Origin of the sequence: Streptomyces sp. URMC 127 (genome assembly GCF_051386535.1) — a bacterium.
GTDB lineage: Bacteria > Actinomycetota > Actinomycetes > Streptomycetales > Streptomycetaceae > Streptomyces.
Genome location: NZ_JBPQTW010000076.1, coordinates 1 through 17,534 on the forward strand (window position 1 = coordinate 1; position 17,534 = coordinate 17,534).

Sequence of the window (17,534 nt, forward strand, 5' to 3'; positions counted from 1 at the left end):
AGGTGGCTGGGGGAGGGCGGGATGATGCCGTGCCGGCCGGCTCGCTGCATGTGTCCGAGCAGGATACGACGCGCAGTTGGTGCGACGCGCGACGGTTGGAGGACGAATCTGAGCCGAATGGGTGGCCTGTGACGGAGCCGCCACGCAGGGCGGCGGGACGGCCCCCGACGCGTCGGCGGAAGCGGCCGGGCCGGGGCGCTGATACCCTGGTACCCCGTGGACCGGTGGGCGCAAGACCCCCCAACCGCAGCGACGGCACCCCCGAAAACTCCGGGTGAGCGCCGGTACGCACCCTCCACTCGCGACCACGGGAGCCCCCCTTTGGCCATTGCCGCAAAGCCCACGACGACCAAGCACCTCTTCGTCACGGGGGGTGTCGCCTCCTCGCTCGGCAAGGGACTGACGGCCTCCAGCCTGGGCGCGCTGCTCAAGGCGCGGGGTCTGCGGGTCACGATGCAGAAGCTCGACCCCTACCTCAACGTAGACCCGGGCACGATGAACCCGTTCCAGCACGGTGAGGTGTTTGTCACCAACGACGGTGCCGAGACCGACCTGGACATCGGCCACTACGAGCGCTTCCTGGACGTCGACCTCGACGGCAGCGCGAACGTCACCACCGGCCAGGTGTACTCCTCCGTGATCGCCAAGGAGCGGCGCGGCGAGTACCTGGGCGACACCGTGCAGGTCATCCCGCACATCACCAACGAGATCAAGCACCGCATCCGCCGCATGGCCACCGACGACGTCGACGTCGTCATCACCGAGGTCGGCGGCACGGTCGGCGACATCGAGTCGCTGCCGTTCCTGGAGACCGTCCGCCAGGTCCGCCACGAGGTCGGCCGCGACAACGTCTTCGTCGTGCACATCTCGCTGCTGCCGTACATCGGCCCCTCGGGCGAGCTGAAGACCAAGCCGACCCAGCACTCGGTCGCCGCCCTGCGCAACATCGGCATCCAGCCCGACGCGATCGTGCTGCGCGCCGACCGCGAGGTCCCCACCGCCATCAAGCGCAAGATCTCGCTGATGTGCGACGTCGACGAGGCCGCGGTCGTCGCCGCGATCGACGCCCCGTCGATCTACGACATCCCGAAGGTGCTGCACACCGAGGGCCTGGACGCCTACGTCGTCCGCAAGCTCGACCTGCCCTTCCGCGACGTGAACTGGACCCAGTGGGAGGACCTGCTGGACCGCGTCCACAACCCCTCGCACGAGGTCACGGTCGCCCTGGTCGGCAAGTACATCGACCTGCCCGACGCCTACCTCTCGGTCACCGAGGCCATCCGCGCCGGCGGCTTCGCCAACCGCGCCAAGGTCAAGGTCAAGTGGGTCGCCTCCGACGACTGCAAGACCCCGGCCGGCGCCGCCGCCCAGCTCGGCGACGTCGACGCCATCTGCGTCCCCGGCGGCTTCGGCGACCGCGGCGTGAACGGCAAGGTGGGCGCGATCACGTACGCCCGCGAGAACAAGGTGCCGCTGCTGGGCCTGTGCCTCGGCCTGCAGTGCGTCGTCATCGAGGCCGCCCGCAACCTGGCCGGCATCGAGGGCGCCAACTCCACCGAGTTCGACCCCGCCACCGCCAACCCGGTCATCTCCACCATGGCCGAGCAGCTGGACATTGTCGCCGGCGAGGGCGACATGGGCGGCACCATGCGCCTGGGCATGTACCCGGCCAAGCTCGCCGAGGGCTCCATCGTCCGCGAGGTCTACGGCAACGAGCAGTACGTGGAGGAGCGCCACCGCCACCGCTACGAGGTGAACAACGCCTACCGCGCGGAGCTGGAGAAGGCCGGCCTGGTCTTCTCGGGCACCTCCCCGGACAACAAGCTGGTGGAGTACGTGGAGTACCCGCGCGAGGTGCACCCCTACCTGGTGGCCACCCAGGCCCACCCGGAGCTGCGCTCCCGCCCGACCCGCCCGCACCCGCTCTTCGCGGGCCTGGTCAAGGCTGCCGTCGAGCGTCAGCAGGGCTGACCTATACGGTTGACCGGGGTGAAGGTTTCCGCACGGAGGCCCTCACCCCGGTTTCTGCATTTCTGGAGGACGCACATGGGCATCAAGGACACCGCCGCCGAGTGGCGGGTCACCGCGAGCGAGACCCCGTTCACCGGCAACAAGACCAGCGTCCGCACGGACGAGGTGGAGATGCCCGACGGAACGCGCGTCACACGCGACTACCAGGTGCACCCGGGCTCGGTCGCCGTCCTCGCCCTGGACGACGAGGGCCGCGTGCTGGTCCTCAACCAGTACCGCCACCCCGTCCGGCAGCGGCTGTGGGAGATCCCCGCCGGCCTCCTCGACGTGCCCGGGGAGAACCCGCTGCACGCCGCCCAGCGCGAGCTGTACGAGGAGGCCCACGTCAAGGCCGAGGACTGGCGGGTGCTGACCGACGTCTACACCACCCCCGGCGGCTGCGACGAGGCCGTACGGATCTTCCTGGCGCGCGGCATCTCCGACGTGGAAGGCGAGCGCTTCGAGGTGGAGCACGAGGAGCTCGACATGGAGCTCGCCCGGGTGCCGCTCCAGGACCTGGTGCGCGGTGTCCTCGCGGGCGAGCTGCACAACAACTGCCTGGTCGTCGGCGTGCTCTCGCTCGCCGCGGCGCTGGCGGGCGACGGCGTGGACGCGCTTCGCCCGGCGGACGCGGAGTGGCCCGCGCGGCCGTTTGCGGCGTAAGCCGCTTTCAGGGCGGCATGGCGGCCACGGCCGTCGTATATTCCGCCGGACCCTCGCCGCGGTGGTGCAGCACCGTCGCGGCGGGGGGCTTGCCGTGACGGCGGGGAGGATTTACCCGACCATCAGGAGAACCGAATAGGTGATCTTCCGCAGCGGCGGCCGGGACTCACCGGGGCCCGGCGGGCCGTGAACTAGGCTCGTCGCGTGCCCGACCGCGGCCGCGGCGGGCTCGTGCGTGGCAGGTGGACGGAGTGTGCCCCGTGGCGGAGCAGGCGGTGGAGACCGGCGGCGGGACGGCGGCGGTGCCGCCGGGGCGGCGGCTGACCGTTCCGGCAGCCGGATCCCGCGCCCGCGTGGGACTCCCGGTGCTGCCCGGCTTCGTCGGCCGCCGCCGCGAGCTGGAGGAGCTGCGCGCCGACATCGTGCGCGCCGGCCTCGACACCCTCGCCGGCCGCAAGAGCCCGCGCGGCCGGGTCCTCCTCATCGCCGGGCGGCCCGGCTCCGGCCGCACCGCCCTGGCCGAGGAGCTCGCCGGGCAGCTCGCCGGCCAGTACCCCGACGGCGTGCTGCGCGCCCGGCTCACCGAGGCCGGCGGCGCCCCCGTCCCCACCGAGCGGACGGCCCGCGCCCTGCTCACCGCGCTCGGCGCGCCCGTCCCCGCGGGGGCCGGGGAGGACGAGCTGACGCAGGCGGTGCGCGGCGCCCTGGAAGGCCGCCGGGCGCTGCTGCTGCTCGACGACGCGGCGGGCGCCGAGCAGGTGGACCCGCTGCTCCCGGACAAGTCCGAGTGCCTGATCGTGGCCGTCTCGCGGGGCCCGCTGACCGGCGTGCCCGACGTGCGGCCCTGCACCCTGGGCGGCCTCGACACGGCCTCCGGCGTCGAGCTCCTGGAGCGCTACGCCGGCCCGACCCGCATCACCTGCGACCCGGCCGCCGCGCAGGCGGTGGTGGAGGAGTGCGGCGGCCAGCCCGCCGCGCTGGTCCTCGTCGGCGGCTGGCTCGCCGCCCTGTCCAAGCTGTCCGTGGTCGACGCGGTCACCCGGCTGCGGGAGCTGCCGCCCGGCGACGGCCACGACGTCGCGGGCCGCCCGCTGGCCCGCGCCTTCCGGCTCGCCTACGAGGCGCTGCCGGCGCCCTCCGCCCGCGTCCTGCGGCTGCTCGCGCTGGCCCCGGCCGGCGCCGTCGACGCCCACACGGCCTCCGCGCTCGCCGGCTGCTCGGTGTCCGCCGCGCAGAGCACCCTGGAGGACTTCGAGGCCCGCGGCCTGCTGCGGGCCGAGCCCGCCGTGGGCTCGCTGCCGCCGCAGTACCTGGTCCCCGGCTGCCTCCTGGGCATGGTGCGGGAGCTGATGCAGAGCCAGGAGCGGCCGGCCGAGGTCGAGCTCGCGCGGGCGCGGATGCTGGAGCGCACCGTCCGCCAGCTGCACTCGTGCCGCGCCGCGACCCGCACCGACGACCCGCTGACCCGCAAGCGCTTGGCCGAGCTGCCCCGGCCCCTGCGGTTCGCCTCGCCGCAGGCCGCGGGGGAGTGGCTCACCCACCGCCTCCCGGCGCTCCTGGCGGCCGCCCGGCTGGCCGTGCAGGACGGTCGGCTGGACACCCTGGCCCGCCGCCTGGTGTCCGCGCTGACCCGGGCCCTGACGGCGCACTTCGGCGCCGAGGAGGCGGGGCCGGAGCTCTACGGCCTGCACCAGCTCGTCCTCGACGTGGCCCGGCGCTGCGAGATGCCCCTGGAGAAGGCCGCGGCCCTGCTCAACCTGGGCGACCTGGACGCCCGGGCCGGCCGGACCCCCGGCGCCCTCGGCCGCTACCGGGAGGCGCTGGACGCGGCCCGCCTCGCGGGCGACCCGTACGCGATCAGCCGCTCGCTGGAGTCCATCGCCGCCTCGTACCACGAGCTCGGCGACTGGCAGCGGGCCGTCGACTGGTACGGGCGCGCCCTGGAGCTGCGCCTGACGCGCGGTGAGCTCGCCGACGAGGCGCGGCTGTACGGCCGGCTGGGCGCCGTGCGCAGCTACGCCGGGCAGTGGAACGAGGCCCTCCGTGACTGGCGGGCAGCGGCCGCCGCGTGCCGCCGGCTGCGGGACCTGCCCGGGCACGCGCGGGCCCTCGGCGAGATCGCCCGGGTGCACGAGCACGCGGGCCGGCCGCAGGACGCCGTGCGCACCTGCCGGGAGGCCGTGGAGTGCGCCCGGCAGGCGGGCGACGACCGGCTGCGGGCGGCGATGCTGCTGCGCCTCGCGGACACCCTGGAGCGGCTCGGCGATCCCGCGGGCGCGGCCGGGCACCGCTCGGCGGCCGCGGAGCTGCTGGCGGCGGCGGCCGCCGCTCCGTCCGGCCCCTCCTCGCCGGCCGCCGGTCCCGCCTCCGCGGCCGGCGGCGCCATAGTGCCGCTGCCCTCGCCGGCCGGGGGCGAGGTGCCCGGCAGGGCGACGGCGCCGCCGGACTGAGGCGCCCGCCCCCGGGGGGTTACCTGCGAAACCGGTAGTGGTCTTCCAAAAAATTGACTCTTTGCAAGGCTAGACAGCGCAGCATCCTTCATTAGACTGGTTGGGCCGCGATCGCCGCGGTCTGCTCTGGTGTGCCCCCGCATTTCCGGAATAGCCTGTATTTCTCTGATTCAAGGACCGTGATCGACGTGAAGGTCGGCATCCCCCGCGAGGTCAAGAACAACGAGTTCCGCGTGGCCATCACGCCCGCCGGCGTGCATGAGCTCGTGCGCAACGGCCACCAGGTCTTCGTCGAGAAGAACGCCGGTGTGGGCTCGTCCATCACCGACGCCGAGTACGTCGCGGCCGGCGCCGCGATCCTCGACACGGCGGACGAGGTCTGGGCCACCGCCGACCTGCTGCTGAAGGTCAAGGAGCCCATCGCGGAGGAGTACCACCGCCTGCGCAAGGGCCAGACCCTCTTCACCTACCTGCACCTCGCCGCCTCCCGCGAGTGCACCGACGCCCTGCTGCAGTCGGGCACCACGGCGATCGCGTACGAGACGGTCGAGCTCGCCAACCGCGCGCTGCCGCTGCTCGCCCCGATGTCCGAGGTCGCGGGCCGGCTGGCCCCGCAGGTCGGCGCCTACCACCTGATGCGCTCGGCCGGCGGCCGCGGCGTCCTGCCGGGCGGCGTCCCGGGCACCCACGCGGGCAAGGCCGTCGTCATCGGCGGCGGCGTCTCCGGCTGGAACGCCGCGCAGATCGCCGTCGGCATGGGCTTCCACGTCACCCTGCTCGACAAGGACATCAACAAGCTCCGCGAGGCGGACAAGGTCTTCGGCACCAAGGTGCAGACGATCGTCTCCAACGCCTACGAGCTGGAGAAGGCCGTCGTCGAGGCCGACCTCGTCATCGGCGCCGTCCTCATCCCGGGCGCCAAGGCCCCCAAGCTGGTCACCAACGAGCTCGTCGCCAAGATGAAGCCCGGAAGTGTACTTGTCGACATTGCGATCGACCAGGGCGGCTGCTTCGAGGACTCCCGTCCGACCACCCACGCCGAGCCGACCTTCCAGGTCCACAACTCGGTCTTCTACTGCGTGGCCAACATGCCGGGCGCGGTGCCGAACACCTCCACCTACGCGCTGACCAACGCCACGCTGCCCTACATCGTGGAGCTGGCCAACCGTGGCTGGCAGGAGGCGCTCAGCCGCGACGCCGCCCTCGCCAAGGGTCTCAACACCCACGAGGGACAGGTCGTTTACGGCCCCGTCGCCGAGGCGCACGGCCTGCCGTTCGTCGAACTGAGCACCCTCCTCGGCTGAGTCGTCAACACGACACGCCAAGAGCGCACCCCCGGCCGGGCCTTGTTGAGCAAGGCCCGGCCGGGGCCGTTTTCACCCGGTTCCCACCCGTTCTGCGACGGGATCCGACGCCCGGTCACCCGCCCGCGAAACTTCCGGGTTGTGGGCCGCAGACCCTTGACAGAAGCCTGTTCGATTGCCGACACATCGTGCCGTCTCCGGCGGATTGTGTTGCTGCGAACCGCCGACACGCCATAGAGTCGCCAACCGTCGGCATGGTGCAACGCTGACCTATCTAGATGTTTCCTGGTCACCAAGGAGGTAGGACGACTTGTGAATGAGTCGACATTTGCTCCCGGGGGTGGTCACCCAGGAATGTCTGCGCAGGGCCAGAGTCCCAGGGGACTCGAAGCTGTCGGCTCCGTCGCTGTCCACACCTTCGCGGCACACCAGAACATCCAGAGCACACCGACAGCCCACCAGAGCATGGACGGCCATCACGTGAACGCCATGGCCGGCGACCGCGGCGGGGTCGATCCCGCGCGGCTCGCCGACTACGAGGACGTGCCCGACGGGCACTTCTACGACCCTGACGCGGAGTACGAGCCCGACCCCGAGTACGCGGCCACCCTCGCGCCCGACGCTGCCCGGCAGCGCCGCGAGCGCATCGGCCCGACCGGGCGCCCGCTGCCGTACTTCCCCATCCCCGGTCCGCTGACCGACCACGGCCCCGCGAAGATCATCGCGATGTGCAACCAGAAGGGCGGGGTCGGCAAGACCACCTCGACCATCAACCTGGGTGCCGCCCTGGCCGAGTACGGACGCCGGGTGCTGCTCGTCGACTTCGACCCGCAGGGCGCGCTCTCCGTCGGCCTCGGCGTCAACCCGATGGAGCTGGACCTGACGGTCTACAACCTCCTCATGGAGCGGGGCATGTCGGCCGACGAGGTCCTCCTCAAGACGGCCGTGCCCAACATGGACCTGCTGCCCAGCAATATCGATTTGTCAGCGGCGGAGGTCCAGCTCGTCAGCGAGGTGGCCCGCGAGTCGACGCTCCAGCGCGCCCTCAAGCCGCTGCTCGCCGACTACGACTACATCGTCATCGACTGCCAGCCCTCGCTCGGCCTGCTCACCGTCAACGCCCTGACGGCCGCTCACAAGGTGATCGTCCCCCTTGAGTGCGAGTTCTTCGCGCTGCGCGGTGTGGCGCTGCTCACCGAGACGATCGAGAAGGTCCAGGAGCGGCTCAACCCCGACCTGGAGCTCGACGGCATCCTCGCCACCATGTACGACTCGCGGACCGTGCACAGCCGCGAGGTCCTCGCGCGCGTGGTCGAGGCCTTCGACGACCACGTCTACCACACCGTCATCGGCCGTACGGTCCGCTTCCCTGAGACCACGGTCGCGGGCGAGCCGATCACCACGTACGCGTCCAACTCCGTGGGTGCCGCCGCCTACCGACAGCTCGCCAGGGAGGTGCTCGCCCGGTGTCACGCCGAGTGAGTCTGCCCGGCGCCGACGAACTGTTCCGTACGACCGGGGGGTCCGGGCTGCAGTCCTCCTCCCCCCGCCGGCAGGCGAACGGGGAGGGCGGCCCGCGGGTGCCCGGCCCCGCCGGTGACTCCGAGACGACGTCCGAAGGCGGCACCGCCGCCGCCGGCGAGCACGCCGGCCGCGGGCCTGCCGCGGCCGACCCGGGCACCGCCGAGCGCCGCCCCGGCGCCGTGCAGGAGCGCCCCGCGGGCGCCGGCCGGGCGGCGGGCCAGGGCGAGGCCGCCCCGCCCGCGCAGGGCCGCCGCCGCGGGCGCGGGGCGGGACGCCGGCCCAGCGGCCGCGAGCGCCACGACGAGAAGATCACCGTCTATGTCTCCGCCGAGGAGCTCATGGACCTCGAACACGCCCGGCTCGTGCTGCGCGGCGAGCACGGTCTCGCGGTCGACCGCGGCAGGATCGTGCGGGAGGCCGTCGCGGTCGTCCTCGCCGACCTGGAGTCGCGGGGCGACGCGAGCATCCTCGTCAGGCGCCTGCGCGGCCGCTGACCGGTTCCGCTGCGCTAGCCTCGCTAGCCTGCCCCCTGGCCGTACGGCCCGTTTCCGCCTGCACCTGGACCCCTGATGCGCTCAGCTTTCTCTTCGGCCCGACGCCGCCTGGGACTGGGCCCCGGCACGGGGTCGCCCGCCGGCGGGGAAGAGGAGGGCCCGGCCCTCACGGATACGCCTGCCGGCGAGAGGGACGACGCCGGGCCCGCTGCGGCGGTGCCGCCCGGCACTGAGGCCGGCCAGGAGATGACGCCCCGGCTGGAGACGCCCGCGGCGGAGGATGCCGAAGGCGCGGAGGCGCCCCGGCCGGGAACCGCCACGGCAGTGGAGTCCGCGGCAGCGGTCACCGGGAGTGCGGCCCCCGCGGCAGCGGAGTCCGCAGCGGCCACCGGGGATACGGCCCCCGCGGCAGCGGATCCCCCGGCCGACGGCCGGTTCACGGTTCGCCTGGACAACTTCGAAGGGCCCTTCGACCTCCTCCTGCAGCTGATCGCCAAGCACAAGCTGGACGTCACCGAGGTCGCCCTCTCCAAGGTCACCGACGAGTTCATGGCGCACATCCGCGCCATGGGCCCCGGCTTCGACCTCGACCAGACGACCGAGTTCCTCGTCGTCGCCGCGACCCTCCTCGACCTCAAGGCGGCCCGGCTGCTGCCCGCCGCCGAGGTCGAGGACGAGGCCGACCTCGCCCTCCTGGAGGCCCGCGACCTGCTCTTCGCCCGGCTGCTGCAGTACCGGGCCTACAAGCGGGTCGCGGAGATCTTCAGCAACCGGCTGGACGAGGAGGCCCGCCGCCACCCCCGCACGGTCGGCCTGGAGCCGCACCACGCCGAGCTGCTGCCCGAGGTCGTCCTCGGCATCGGGCCCGCCCGCCTCGCCGAGCTGGCCGTCAAGGCCATGCGGCCCAAGCCCGCGCCGCAGGTGTACGTCGACCACATCCACGCGCCCCTCGTCAGCGTCCGCGAACAGGCCGAGGTCGTCGTGGCCCGGCTGCGCCTCGCGGGCCGGGCGAGCTTCGGGGAGCTGACCGGCGACGCCCCCGACACCCTGACCGTCGTCGCCCGCTTCCTGGCCCTCCTGGAGCTCTACCGCGAGCGCGCGGTCGCCCTGGACCAGGACGAGGCCCTGGGAGAGCTGACGGTGTCCTGGACGGGCGCGGAAGGGGCGGCACCGCTGGTGACGGACGAGTTCGACCGCGCGCCGGAGACCGAGCCGGAGACCGAGCCGGAGGAGAGTGCACAGTGACCGCAGCAGAAGTGGCAGAAGCGACGGACGAAGGCCCCGCGGGGGTCCCTGCCGTGGCCGCCCTCGACCTCGGGCCCGCGCTGGAAGCCGTCCTCATGGTCGTCGACGAACCCGCCGGCGAGGAGCACCTCGCCAAGGTCCTGCAGCGCCCCCGGCGCGAGGTCGCCGCGGCGCTGGCCGCCCTGGCGGCGGAGTACGACGCCCAGGGCCGCGGCTTCGAGCTGCGGCAGGTCGCCGGCGGCTGGCGCTTCTTCACCCGGGCGGCCTACGCGGACGCCGTCGAGGCGTTCGTCCTCGACGGCCAGCAGGCGCGGCTCACCCAGGCCGCGCTGGAGACGCTCGCCGTCGTCGCGTACCGTCAGCCGGTCAGCCGTTCGAAGGTCTCCGCCGTGCGCGGCGTGAACTGCGACGGGGTCATGCGCACCCTCCTCCAGCGGGGTCTGGTGGAGGAGGCGGGGACGGAACCCGAAACAGGTGCGATCCTGTACAGGACGACGAACTACTTTCTGGAGCGCATGGGCCTGCGCGGCCTGGACGAGCTCCCGGAGCTCGCGCCCTTCCTCCCCGAGGCGGAGGCGATCGAGGGCGACACTCAGGAAGGTGTGCCGTCGTTCGATCCGGACGCACCGGACACCGAAGCGGACGACAAGACGGAACTTTGATGCGAAGCAGCGGCAGGAACAGCGGAAGCGGCAACCGGGACGAGCGGGGCGGTCGAGGACGCCCGGCGTCCGGGGGCGGGCGCGCGGGCGGCGGCCGTTCCGGCGGCGCGCGCTCCGGCGGCGGGCGGTCCGAGGGCGGCCGCGGCCGCTCCGGCGCCCCGCGCGACGAGTGGCAGCAGGACCGCCCCCGTCGCCCGCGCCCGGAGGAGCGCCGTTACGACGTCGGCCCCGACGCCGAGCGCACCCGCGGCGGCGCCACCAGCGGCCGCACGGGCGGCCGGGGCGAGGCGGCCCGCGGCGGGGCCAAGGGCGGCCCGCGGCGCGGCAGCGGCGCCCCCGCCCGCGGCGGGCGCACGGCGCCGGCCCGCCCGCGCGAGCTCGACGCCAAGATCGAGGAGCGCAACCGCGAGCGGCACAACAAGCCGCAGGTCAAGCTGCCGAAGACCTTCGGCGAGCAGGAGGGCGAGCGCCTGCAGAAGGTGCTGGCCCGGGCCGGCATGGGCTCCCGCCGCGCCTGCGAGGAGCTCATCGAACAGGCCCGCGTCGAGGTCAACGGGCAGATCGTCACCGAGCAGGGCCTGCGGGTCGACCCCGAGAAGGACGAGATCAAGGTCGACGGCCTGACCGTCGCCACCCAGTCCTACCTCTTCTTCGCCCTGAACAAGCCGGCCGGCGTCGTCTCCACCATGGAGGACCCCGACGGCCGCCAGTGCCTCGGCGACTACGTCACCAACCGCGAGACCCGGCTCTTCCACGTCGGCCGCCTCGACACGGAGACCGAGGGCATCATCCTGCTCACCAACCACGGCGAGCTGGCCCACCGCCTGACGCACCCGCGGTACGGCGTGCAGAAGACGTACCTCGCCGCCATCACGGGCCCCCTGCCCCGGGACATCGGCAAGCAGCTCAAGAACGGCATCGAGCTGGAGGACGGCTGGGCCCGCGCGGACAACTTCCGCGTCATCCAGCAGACCGGCAAGAACTACCTGGTGGAGGTCACCCTCCACGAGGGCCGCAAGCACATCGTGCGGCGCATGCTGGCCGAGGCGGGCTTCCCCGTCGAGAAGCTCGTCCGCACCGCGTTCGGCCCGATCTCCCTGGGCGACCAGAAGTCGGGCTGGCTGCGCCGCCTGACGAACACGGAGGTCGGCATGCTCATGCGCGAGGTCGACCTCTAACCGGCCGGGGCATCGGGCCCTCGGGCCCGCCCCGGCGCAGCCTCACAAGGCCGGCGCGCTGGACGACCCGGCCACGCCCCTTCCGCCGCCGCGGCGAGCAACCCCCGCGGCGCGGCCCGGCGGTGCCGTACGGGCTGGGCCGGGTCCGGCACCGCCGGGTGCCGCCGCGTCGGCTGATCGCCGTCGCGGCGGGGTGCAGGGTGCGGGCACCCTGCACCCAGCGCGCCGCCGCGGCGAGCAGTTCCCGGCGCGCACCTGCGCCAGGGCGCAGATCTGACCGGCTTGAGCGAGGCGCCTCTCGTCGTGCACACGACGGACGTCCACGCCGAGCTGACCGCCCTCGCCCCCGGCGTGCTCACCCGCAACCACGCGCACCACTACCGCGGCTTCGCCGTCACCCAGTGGCGGCTCTTCGAGAAGCAGGCCGAGCTCAAGCCGCTGCTCTACACGCTGCGCGTGCTGCTCACCGGCATTCACCTGATGCGCAGCGGCGAGGTCGTCGCCCACCTCCCCACGCTCACCGGGCTGGTCGACGCGCCGGCCTACGTGGCCGAGCTGGTCGCGGCCAAGGCGGAGGCCGAGCACGGGGCGGCCGGGGAGCTCGTGGATGCCGCCCGGGTGCGGGAGGACGTCGAGGCGCTGCACGCCGTCCTGGACGACGCACAGGCCGCCTCCCGTCTGCCGGAGCAGCCCTCGCAGGAGGCGTATGACGCCCTGCACGAGCTCGTCGTACGGGCCCGTCTGCCCCGCTAGCCCGCCGAGGCGCGGCGTACGCGTATGAGGAAGTCCTCGACGCGCGCCCGGTCCGGGTCCTCGGGCAGTGGGGTCGTGCGGGCCGCCTCGGCGGCCTCCTCGCCGAGGCGGTTCAGCCACGCCTCCGCCTCCCGCCAGGGAACCTCGCCCCGCCGTACGGCGAGCAGCGGCTCGCGCATCTCGCCGACGTCCAGCACGAGCGACCCCGTGCGCAGCAGGTCGCGGCCGGACATCAGCAGCCGCAGGGCGTGCATGACGGGCTTCCAGCGCCGGGCGCGCCGTGCGCGCGGACCTCCGCCTCCAGCTTCTTGCACTGGTCGGCCGCGTAGCCGGCGTACGTCCGGTGGACCCGGCGGGAGAGGAACGCCTCCCGCAGGTCCAGCAGCTCGCGCCCCGTGGCGTCGGCGTGCTCGACGAGCGGGGAGTGCAGGCACTCCAGGATGTTCGGGTTGCCCCGCAGCGCCAGCTCGCAGAACCGTTCCAGCTCCCAGGAGAACTGCTCCTCCGCGGGCCCCTCCACGTGCGGCGGCGGCTTGTCGAAGCCCCAGAACAGCGGCGTGGGCGCCACGTACACGCCCCGCCTGTCCGTATCGCTCGCCTCCGTGGCCAGCCCGAAGGCGCGCGAGCCCGTCACGCACGCGTAGACGGTGTGCTGCGTGACCAGCGAGACCGGGCCCACGGGCGTCACGACCACACCGCCAGGCCCGTCGCCCGGCCGTCCTCGTCGCGCTGGATCTCCATCATCCCCTCGACCGCGTCGCGGTTGATGCGGCCGAAGACGTGCGGGAACCGCGTGCCGGGGTCGACGCCCGGCGGCGGCGCCGGGTCGGCGGCCTCCCAGCGGACCAGGACGTCCAGCTTGTGCTCGTCGATCAGGAGGACCATCAGCGGGCCGCGCACGTCCTTGTAGAAGGCCGTGGCCACGGCGAGCGTCGTCTCCTCGTCGGGCGAGCAGTGGACGAAGCCGTCCTCGGCGAGGGACGCGGGGGAGTAGGGGCGGTCGGGAACGGCCAGCCAGTCGTCCAGGGGCACCACGTGGTAGATCATGTGCACGGTTGTACCGGACGCGGGCCCGGCAGTCCCGCAGGGCGCCCGCCCCGCCCGTCCGGCGCAGCGGCTGGATAGGCTGGCCGGGCCCGCTCCTCCGTCACGCTCCACGCACCTCACAAGGACTCCCCGTGAGAACCGCCCTCGTCATCGGCACCGGACTGATCGGCACCTCCGCCGCGCTCGCCCTCGCGGGCCGCGGGGTGCACGTCCACCTCAGGGACCACGACCCGGACGCGGCGCGGACGGCCGCGGCCCGGGGCGCGGGGACGGACGAGGCCCCCGAGGGCCCCGTCGACCTGGTGATCGTCTCCGTGCCGCCGGCGCACGTCGCCACCACGCTCGCCGGAGCGATCCGGGACGGCCTCGGCCGCGGCTACATCGACGTCGCGAGCGTCAAGGGCGGCCCGCGCCGCGAGCTGGAGGCGCTCGGCGCCGACCTCTCCGGCTACCTGGGCACGCACCCCATGGCCGGCCGCGAGCGCTCGGGCCCCATGGCCGCCACGGCCGACCTCTTCGAGGGCCGCCCCTGGGTGCTCACGCCCACCCGCGACACCGACACCGAGGTCCTCAACCTCGCCCTGGAGGTCGTCGCCCTGTGCCGCGCGGTGCCCGTCGTCATGGACGCCGACGACCACGACCGGGCCGTCGCCCTCGTCTCGCACACCCCGCACCTGCTCTCCAGCATGGTCGCCGCCCGCCTGCAGGACGCGGACGAGACGGCCGTGCGGCTGTGCGGCCAGGGCATCCGCGACGTGACCCGGATCGCCGCCTCCGACCCCCGGCTGTGGGTCGAGATCCTCTCCGCCAACCCCGGCCCCGTCGCGGACATCCTCGCCGCCGTCGCCGCCGACCTGGACGAGACGGTACGGGCCCTGCGCGCGCTGGAGGCCGCCGACGACGGCAAGCGCGAGGAGGGCGCGGCCGGCCTGGAGGACGTCCTGCGGCGCGGCAACGCCGGCCGCAGCCGGGTGCCGGGCAAGCACGGGGCGGCCCCGGCCGCGTACGAGACGGTCGCCGTCCTCATCGGCGACCAGCCGGGCGAGCTGGCGCGGATCTTCGCCGACGCGGGCCGGGCCGGCGTGAACATCGAGGACGTCCGCATCGAGCACGCGACGGGCCAGCAGGCGGGCCTGATCCAGCTCATGGTCGAACCGGGCGCGGTGGCGTCTTTGAGCGCGGCGCTCAGGGAGCAGGGCTGGTCGCTGCGCCAGTAGCCGCACGGTGCGCACCCCGCGGGGCCGTCGCCGGTCCCGCGAGCCAGTAACCTTGTCGGAGGCTGGTAAGAGCCGCCCGTACCCCGCCCCGTGCACAAGGAAGGTGTCTGACACCGTGGAAACCGCCGCCCGGACCGCTCCGGCAGCAGTCATCGTCGGCATCGACGGCCCCTCCGGCACGGGCAAGTCCAGCACGTCCAAGGCCGTCGCGGCCAAGCTCGGCCTGCGCTACCTGGACACCGGCGCGCAGTACCGCGCGATCACCTGGTGGATGCTGAGCAACGGCATCGACGTGAACGACGCCGCGGCGGTCGCCGAGGCCGCGGGCAAGCCCGAGATCGTCTCCGGCACCGACCCGTCCGCGCCGACCATCACGGTCGACGGCGCCGACGCCGCCGGCCCGATCCGTACCCAGGAGGTCACCTCCGCGGTCAGCGCCGTCAGCGCCGTCCCGGAGGTGCGCACGCGCCTGACCGAGCTGCAGCGGTCCATCGCCGCCGCGGCGCCGGCCGGCATCGTCGTCGAGGGCCGTGACATCGGCACGACCGTCCTGCCGGACGCCGACCTCAAGATCTTCCTGACGGCGTCCGCCGAGGCCCGGGCCGCCCGCCGCAGCGGCGAGCTGAAGGGCAAGGAGGCCACCGACCTGGCCGCCACCCGGGCCGCCCTGATCAAGCGGGACGCCGCCGACTCCGGCCGCAAGACCTCGCCGCTGGCCAAGGCCGGCGACGCGGTCGAGGTGGACACCACGGAGCTCACGCTGGAGCAGGTCATCGAGTGCGTGGTGACCCTCGTAGAGGAGAAGCGGGCGGCGTGACCGCGTCCCCGGGGGGTGCCGCCGTCGGCCGGCGGATCGGCATAGGCCTGATGTACGGGCTGTGGAAGCCCCGCGTGCTGGGCGCCTGGCGGGTGCCCGCCGCGGGCCCGGTCATCCTGGCCGTGAACCACTCCCACAACATCGACGGCCCCATGCTCATGGGCACCGCGCCCCGGCCGGTGCACTTCCTGATCAAGAAGGAGGCGTTCACCGGCCCCCTCGGCCCGTTCCTGGAAGGGATCGGCCAGCTGAAGGTGGACCGCACGAGCGCCGACCGCGCGGCGATCACCGAGGCGCTGGGCGTCCTGGAGCGCGGCGGGGTGCTGGGGATCTTCCCCGAGGGCACCCGGGGCGAGGGCGACTTCGCCTCCCTGCGCGCCGGCCTCGCCTACTTCGCGGTGCGGAGTGGCGCGCCGATCGTGCCCGTGGCGGTCCTCGGCAGCGCCGAGCGCAAGGGCCGCCTCGTGCGCGGCCTGCCGCCGCTGCGCAGCCGGGTGGACGTCGTCTTCGGCGACGCCTTCGAGGCGGGCGACGGCAGCGGCCGGCGCACGCGCAAGGCGCTGGACGAGGCGACCGCCCGGATCCAGCAGCGCCTCGGCGCGCACCTGGCGGACGCCAAGCGGCTGACCGGCCGCTGAACGAGACTTAGTAGCGGACCCGCGGGTCCGCCGACCATACGAACGAGGAACGGACTTCATGAACGACCAGATCCACGGCGACGAGCACGGTGAGCTTGGCGACGCCGAGTACGCGGAGTTCATGGAGCTCGCGGCGCAGGAGGGCTTCGAGGCCGAGGAGATCGAGGGCGCCCTCGGCGAGGCCGGCCACGGCCCGCTGCCGGTGCTCGCCGTCGTCGGCCGCCCGAACGTCGGCAAGTCGACGCTCGTGAACCGCATCATCGGCCGCCGCGAGGCGGTCGTCGAGGACCGCCCGGGCGTCACCCGCGACCGCGTCACCTACGAGGCCGAGTGGGCCGGCCGCCGCTTCAAGGTCGTCGACACCGGCGGCTGGGAGCAGGACGTCCTCGGCATCGACGCCTCCGTCGCCGCCCAGGCCGAGTACGCCATCGAGGCCGCCGACGCGGTCGTCTTCGTCGTGGACGCCACCGTCGGCGCCACCGACACCGACGAGGCCGTCGTCAAGCTGCTGCGCCGGGCCGGCAAGCCCGTCGTGCTGTGCGCCAACAAGGTCGACGGCCCCTCCGGCGAGGCCGACGCCGCCATGCTGTGGTCGCTGGGCCTCGGCGAGCCGATGCCGGTCTCCGCGCTGCACGGCCGCGGCACGGGCGACATGCTGGACGAGGTCCTCAAGGCCCTGCCCGAGGCCCCGGCCCAGCGCTTCGGCACCACGGTCGGCGGCCCGCGCCGCATCGCCCTGATCGGCCGCCCGAACGTCGGCAAGTCCTCCCTGCTCAACAAGGTGGCCGGCGAGGAGCGCGTCGTCGTCAACGAGCTGGCCGGCACCACCCGCGACCCGGTCGACGAGCTGATCGAGCTCGGCGGGGTGACCTGGAAGTTCGTGGACACCGCGGGCATCCGCAAGCGCGTCCACCTCCAGGAGGGCGCGGACTACTACGCCTCCCTGCGCACCGCCGCCGCGGTCGAGAAGGCCGAGGTCGCGGTGATCCTGATCGACGCGAGCGAGACCATCTCCGTCCAGGACCAGCGGATCATCACCATGGCCGTCGAGGCGGGCCGCGCGATCGTCATCGCGTACAACAAGTGGGACACGCTCGACGAGGAGCGCCGCTACTACCTGGAGCGGGAGATCGAGACCGAGCTCCAGCAGATCTCCTGGGCCCCGCGGGTCAACGTCTCGGCGCGCACCGGCCGGCACATGGAGAAGCTGGTCCCGGCGATCGAGACGGCGCTGGCGGGCTGGGAGACGCGCGTGCCGACCGGGCGGCTGAACGCCTTCCTCGGCGAGCTCGTCGCGGCCCACCCGCACCCGATCCGCGGCGGCAAGCAGCCGCGCATCCTCTTCGGCACGCAGGCGGGCACGAAGCCGCCGCGGTTCGTCCTCTTCGCCTCGGGCTTCATTGAGGCCGGCTACCGCCGCTTCGTGGAGCGCCGCCTGCGCGAGGAGTTCGGCTTCGAGGGGACGCCGATCCACATCTCCGTACGGGTGCGCGAGAAGCGCGGCAAGAAGAAGTAAGCGGGCTGTGGGGGTG

Annotated in this window: 14 protein-coding genes and 2 pseudogenes; 14 read left to right on the forward strand and 2 right to left on the reverse strand. The window is 73.7% G+C overall.

The genetic code is table 11. From position 1 onward, the window contains the following. The first annotated feature begins 321 nt into the window (after window positions 1–321). The 10 genes and pseudogenes from ACSNOH_RS17405 to ACSNOH_RS17450 all read left to right on the forward strand — a co-directional run. Window positions 322–1,971: a CTP synthase gene (locus ACSNOH_RS17405; protein WP_436722264.1), complete on the forward strand. Its 1,650-nt coding sequence runs from the start codon at window positions 322–324 to the stop codon at window positions 1,969–1,971. 75 nt (window positions 1,972–2,046) lie between these two features. Beyond that, window positions 2,047–2,673: an NUDIX domain-containing protein gene (locus ACSNOH_RS17410; RefSeq protein ID WP_436722265.1), complete on the forward strand. Its 627-nt coding sequence runs from the start codon at window positions 2,047–2,049 to the stop codon at window positions 2,671–2,673. A gap of 260 nt (window positions 2,674–2,933) precedes the next feature. Continuing rightward, window positions 2,934–5,123, forward strand: a complete 2,190-nt coding sequence (locus ACSNOH_RS17415; protein ID WP_436722266.1) for a tetratricopeptide repeat protein — start codon at window positions 2,934–2,936, stop codon at window positions 5,121–5,123. A 188-nt stretch (window positions 5,124–5,311) separates the two neighbouring features. Next, window positions 5,312–6,427: an alanine dehydrogenase gene (gene ald / locus ACSNOH_RS17420; protein ID WP_436722282.1), complete on the forward strand. Its 1,116-nt coding sequence runs from the start codon at window positions 5,312–5,314 to the stop codon at window positions 6,425–6,427. A 354-nt stretch (window positions 6,428–6,781) separates the two neighbouring features. Continuing rightward, window positions 6,782–7,909, forward strand: a complete 1,128-nt coding sequence (locus tag ACSNOH_RS17425; protein ID WP_120757898.1) for a ParA family protein — start codon at window positions 6,782–6,784, stop codon at window positions 7,907–7,909. Next, window positions 7,894–8,445 (forward strand): hypothetical protein, encoded by a 552-nt coding sequence (locus tag ACSNOH_RS17430; RefSeq protein ID WP_436722267.1) that lies wholly within the window; start codon window positions 7,894–7,896, stop codon window positions 8,443–8,445. Before ACSNOH_RS17425 ends, ACSNOH_RS17430 begins: the two co-directional genes overlap by 16 nt. 75 nt (window positions 8,446–8,520) lie before the next feature. Further along, window positions 8,521–9,690: a segregation and condensation protein A gene (locus ACSNOH_RS17435; protein ID WP_436722268.1), complete on the forward strand. Its 1,170-nt coding sequence runs from the start codon at window positions 8,521–8,523 to the stop codon at window positions 9,688–9,690. 11 nt (window positions 9,691–9,701) lie between these two features. Then, window positions 9,702–10,352, forward strand: coding sequence for an SMC-Scp complex subunit ScpB (gene scpB, locus ACSNOH_RS17440; protein ID WP_436722283.1), 651 nt, complete (start codon window positions 9,702–9,704; stop codon window positions 10,350–10,352). After that, window positions 10,352–11,530, forward strand: a complete 1,179-nt coding sequence (locus ACSNOH_RS17445; protein WP_436722269.1) for a pseudouridine synthase — start codon at window positions 10,352–10,354, stop codon at window positions 11,528–11,530. The genes scpB and ACSNOH_RS17445 overlap by 1 nt, the downstream gene beginning before the upstream one ends. A 291-nt stretch (window positions 11,531–11,821) precedes the next feature. Continuing rightward, window positions 11,822–12,283: pseudogene (locus tag ACSNOH_RS17450) on the forward strand (nucleotidyltransferase domain-containing protein); the annotation flags it as partial. Here ACSNOH_RS17450 and ACSNOH_RS17455 read toward each other — a convergent pair. Together ACSNOH_RS17455 and ACSNOH_RS17460 are read right to left on the reverse strand one after the other, a co-directional pair. Further along, window positions 12,239–12,962 (reverse strand): annotated as a pseudogene (locus ACSNOH_RS17455) (nucleotidyltransferase domain-containing protein); the annotation flags it as partial. The pseudogenes ACSNOH_RS17450 and ACSNOH_RS17455 overlap by 45 nt on opposite strands. Before the next feature lie 5 nt (window positions 12,963–12,967). After that, complete coding sequence (locus ACSNOH_RS17460; protein WP_436722270.1) at window positions 12,968–13,330, reverse strand: DUF952 domain-containing protein; 363 nt, start codon at window positions 13,328–13,330, stop codon at window positions 12,968–12,970. A 131-nt stretch (window positions 13,331–13,461) separates the two neighbouring features. Here ACSNOH_RS17460 and ACSNOH_RS17465 point away from each other — a divergent pair, with 131 nt between their 5' ends. The 4 genes from ACSNOH_RS17465 (at window position 13,462) to der (ending at window position 17,518) form a co-directional block, all read left to right on the forward strand. Further along, complete coding sequence (locus tag ACSNOH_RS17465; RefSeq protein WP_436722271.1) at window positions 13,462–14,547, forward strand: prephenate dehydrogenase; 1,086 nt, start codon at window positions 13,462–13,464, stop codon at window positions 14,545–14,547. Between the two features lie 103 nt (window positions 14,548–14,650). After that, on the forward strand, window positions 14,651–15,364 hold the full coding sequence (cmk, locus tag ACSNOH_RS17470) for a (d)CMP kinase (protein WP_436722272.1): 714 nt from the start codon (window positions 14,651–14,653) through the stop codon (window positions 15,362–15,364). 50 nt (window positions 15,365–15,414) lie between these two features. Beyond that, window positions 15,415–16,002: a lysophospholipid acyltransferase family protein gene (locus ACSNOH_RS17475; RefSeq protein ID WP_436722284.1), complete on the forward strand. Its 588-nt coding sequence runs from the start codon at window positions 15,415–15,417 to the stop codon at window positions 16,000–16,002. Between the two features lie 58 nt (window positions 16,003–16,060). Beyond that, window positions 16,061–17,518 carry a ribosome biogenesis GTPase Der gene (gene der, locus ACSNOH_RS17480; RefSeq protein WP_436722273.1) on the forward strand — a complete coding sequence of 486 codons (1,458 nt, stop codon included), beginning with the start codon at window positions 16,061–16,063 and terminating at the stop codon, window positions 17,516–17,518. The last annotated feature ends 16 nt before the right edge of the window (window positions 17,519–17,534 follow it).

Coding starts and splice junctions, on each gene's coding strand:
- ACSNOH_RS17410 (WP_436722265.1), top strand. CDS start 2,047: ATGGGCATCAAGGACACCGCCGCCGAGTGGCGGGTCACCGCGAGCGAG.
- ACSNOH_RS17425 (WP_120757898.1), top strand. CDS start 6,782: ATGTCTGCGCAGGGCCAGAGTCCCAGGGGACTCGAAGCTGTCGGCTCC.
- ACSNOH_RS17435 (WP_436722268.1), top strand. CDS start 8,521: ATGCGCTCAGCTTTCTCTTCGGCCCGACGCCGCCTGGGACTGGGCCCC.
- ACSNOH_RS17445 (WP_436722269.1), top strand. CDS start 10,352: ATGCGAAGCAGCGGCAGGAACAGCGGAAGCGGCAACCGGGACGAGCGG.
- ACSNOH_RS17460 (WP_436722270.1), bottom strand. CDS start 13,330: ATGATCTACCACGTGGTGCCCCTGGACGACTGGCTGGCCGTTCCCGAC.
- ACSNOH_RS17475 (WP_436722284.1), top strand. CDS start 15,415: ATGTACGGGCTGTGGAAGCCCCGCGTGCTGGGCGCCTGGCGGGTGCCC.
- der (WP_436722273.1), top strand. CDS start 16,061: ATGAACGACCAGATCCACGGCGACGAGCACGGTGAGCTTGGCGACGCC.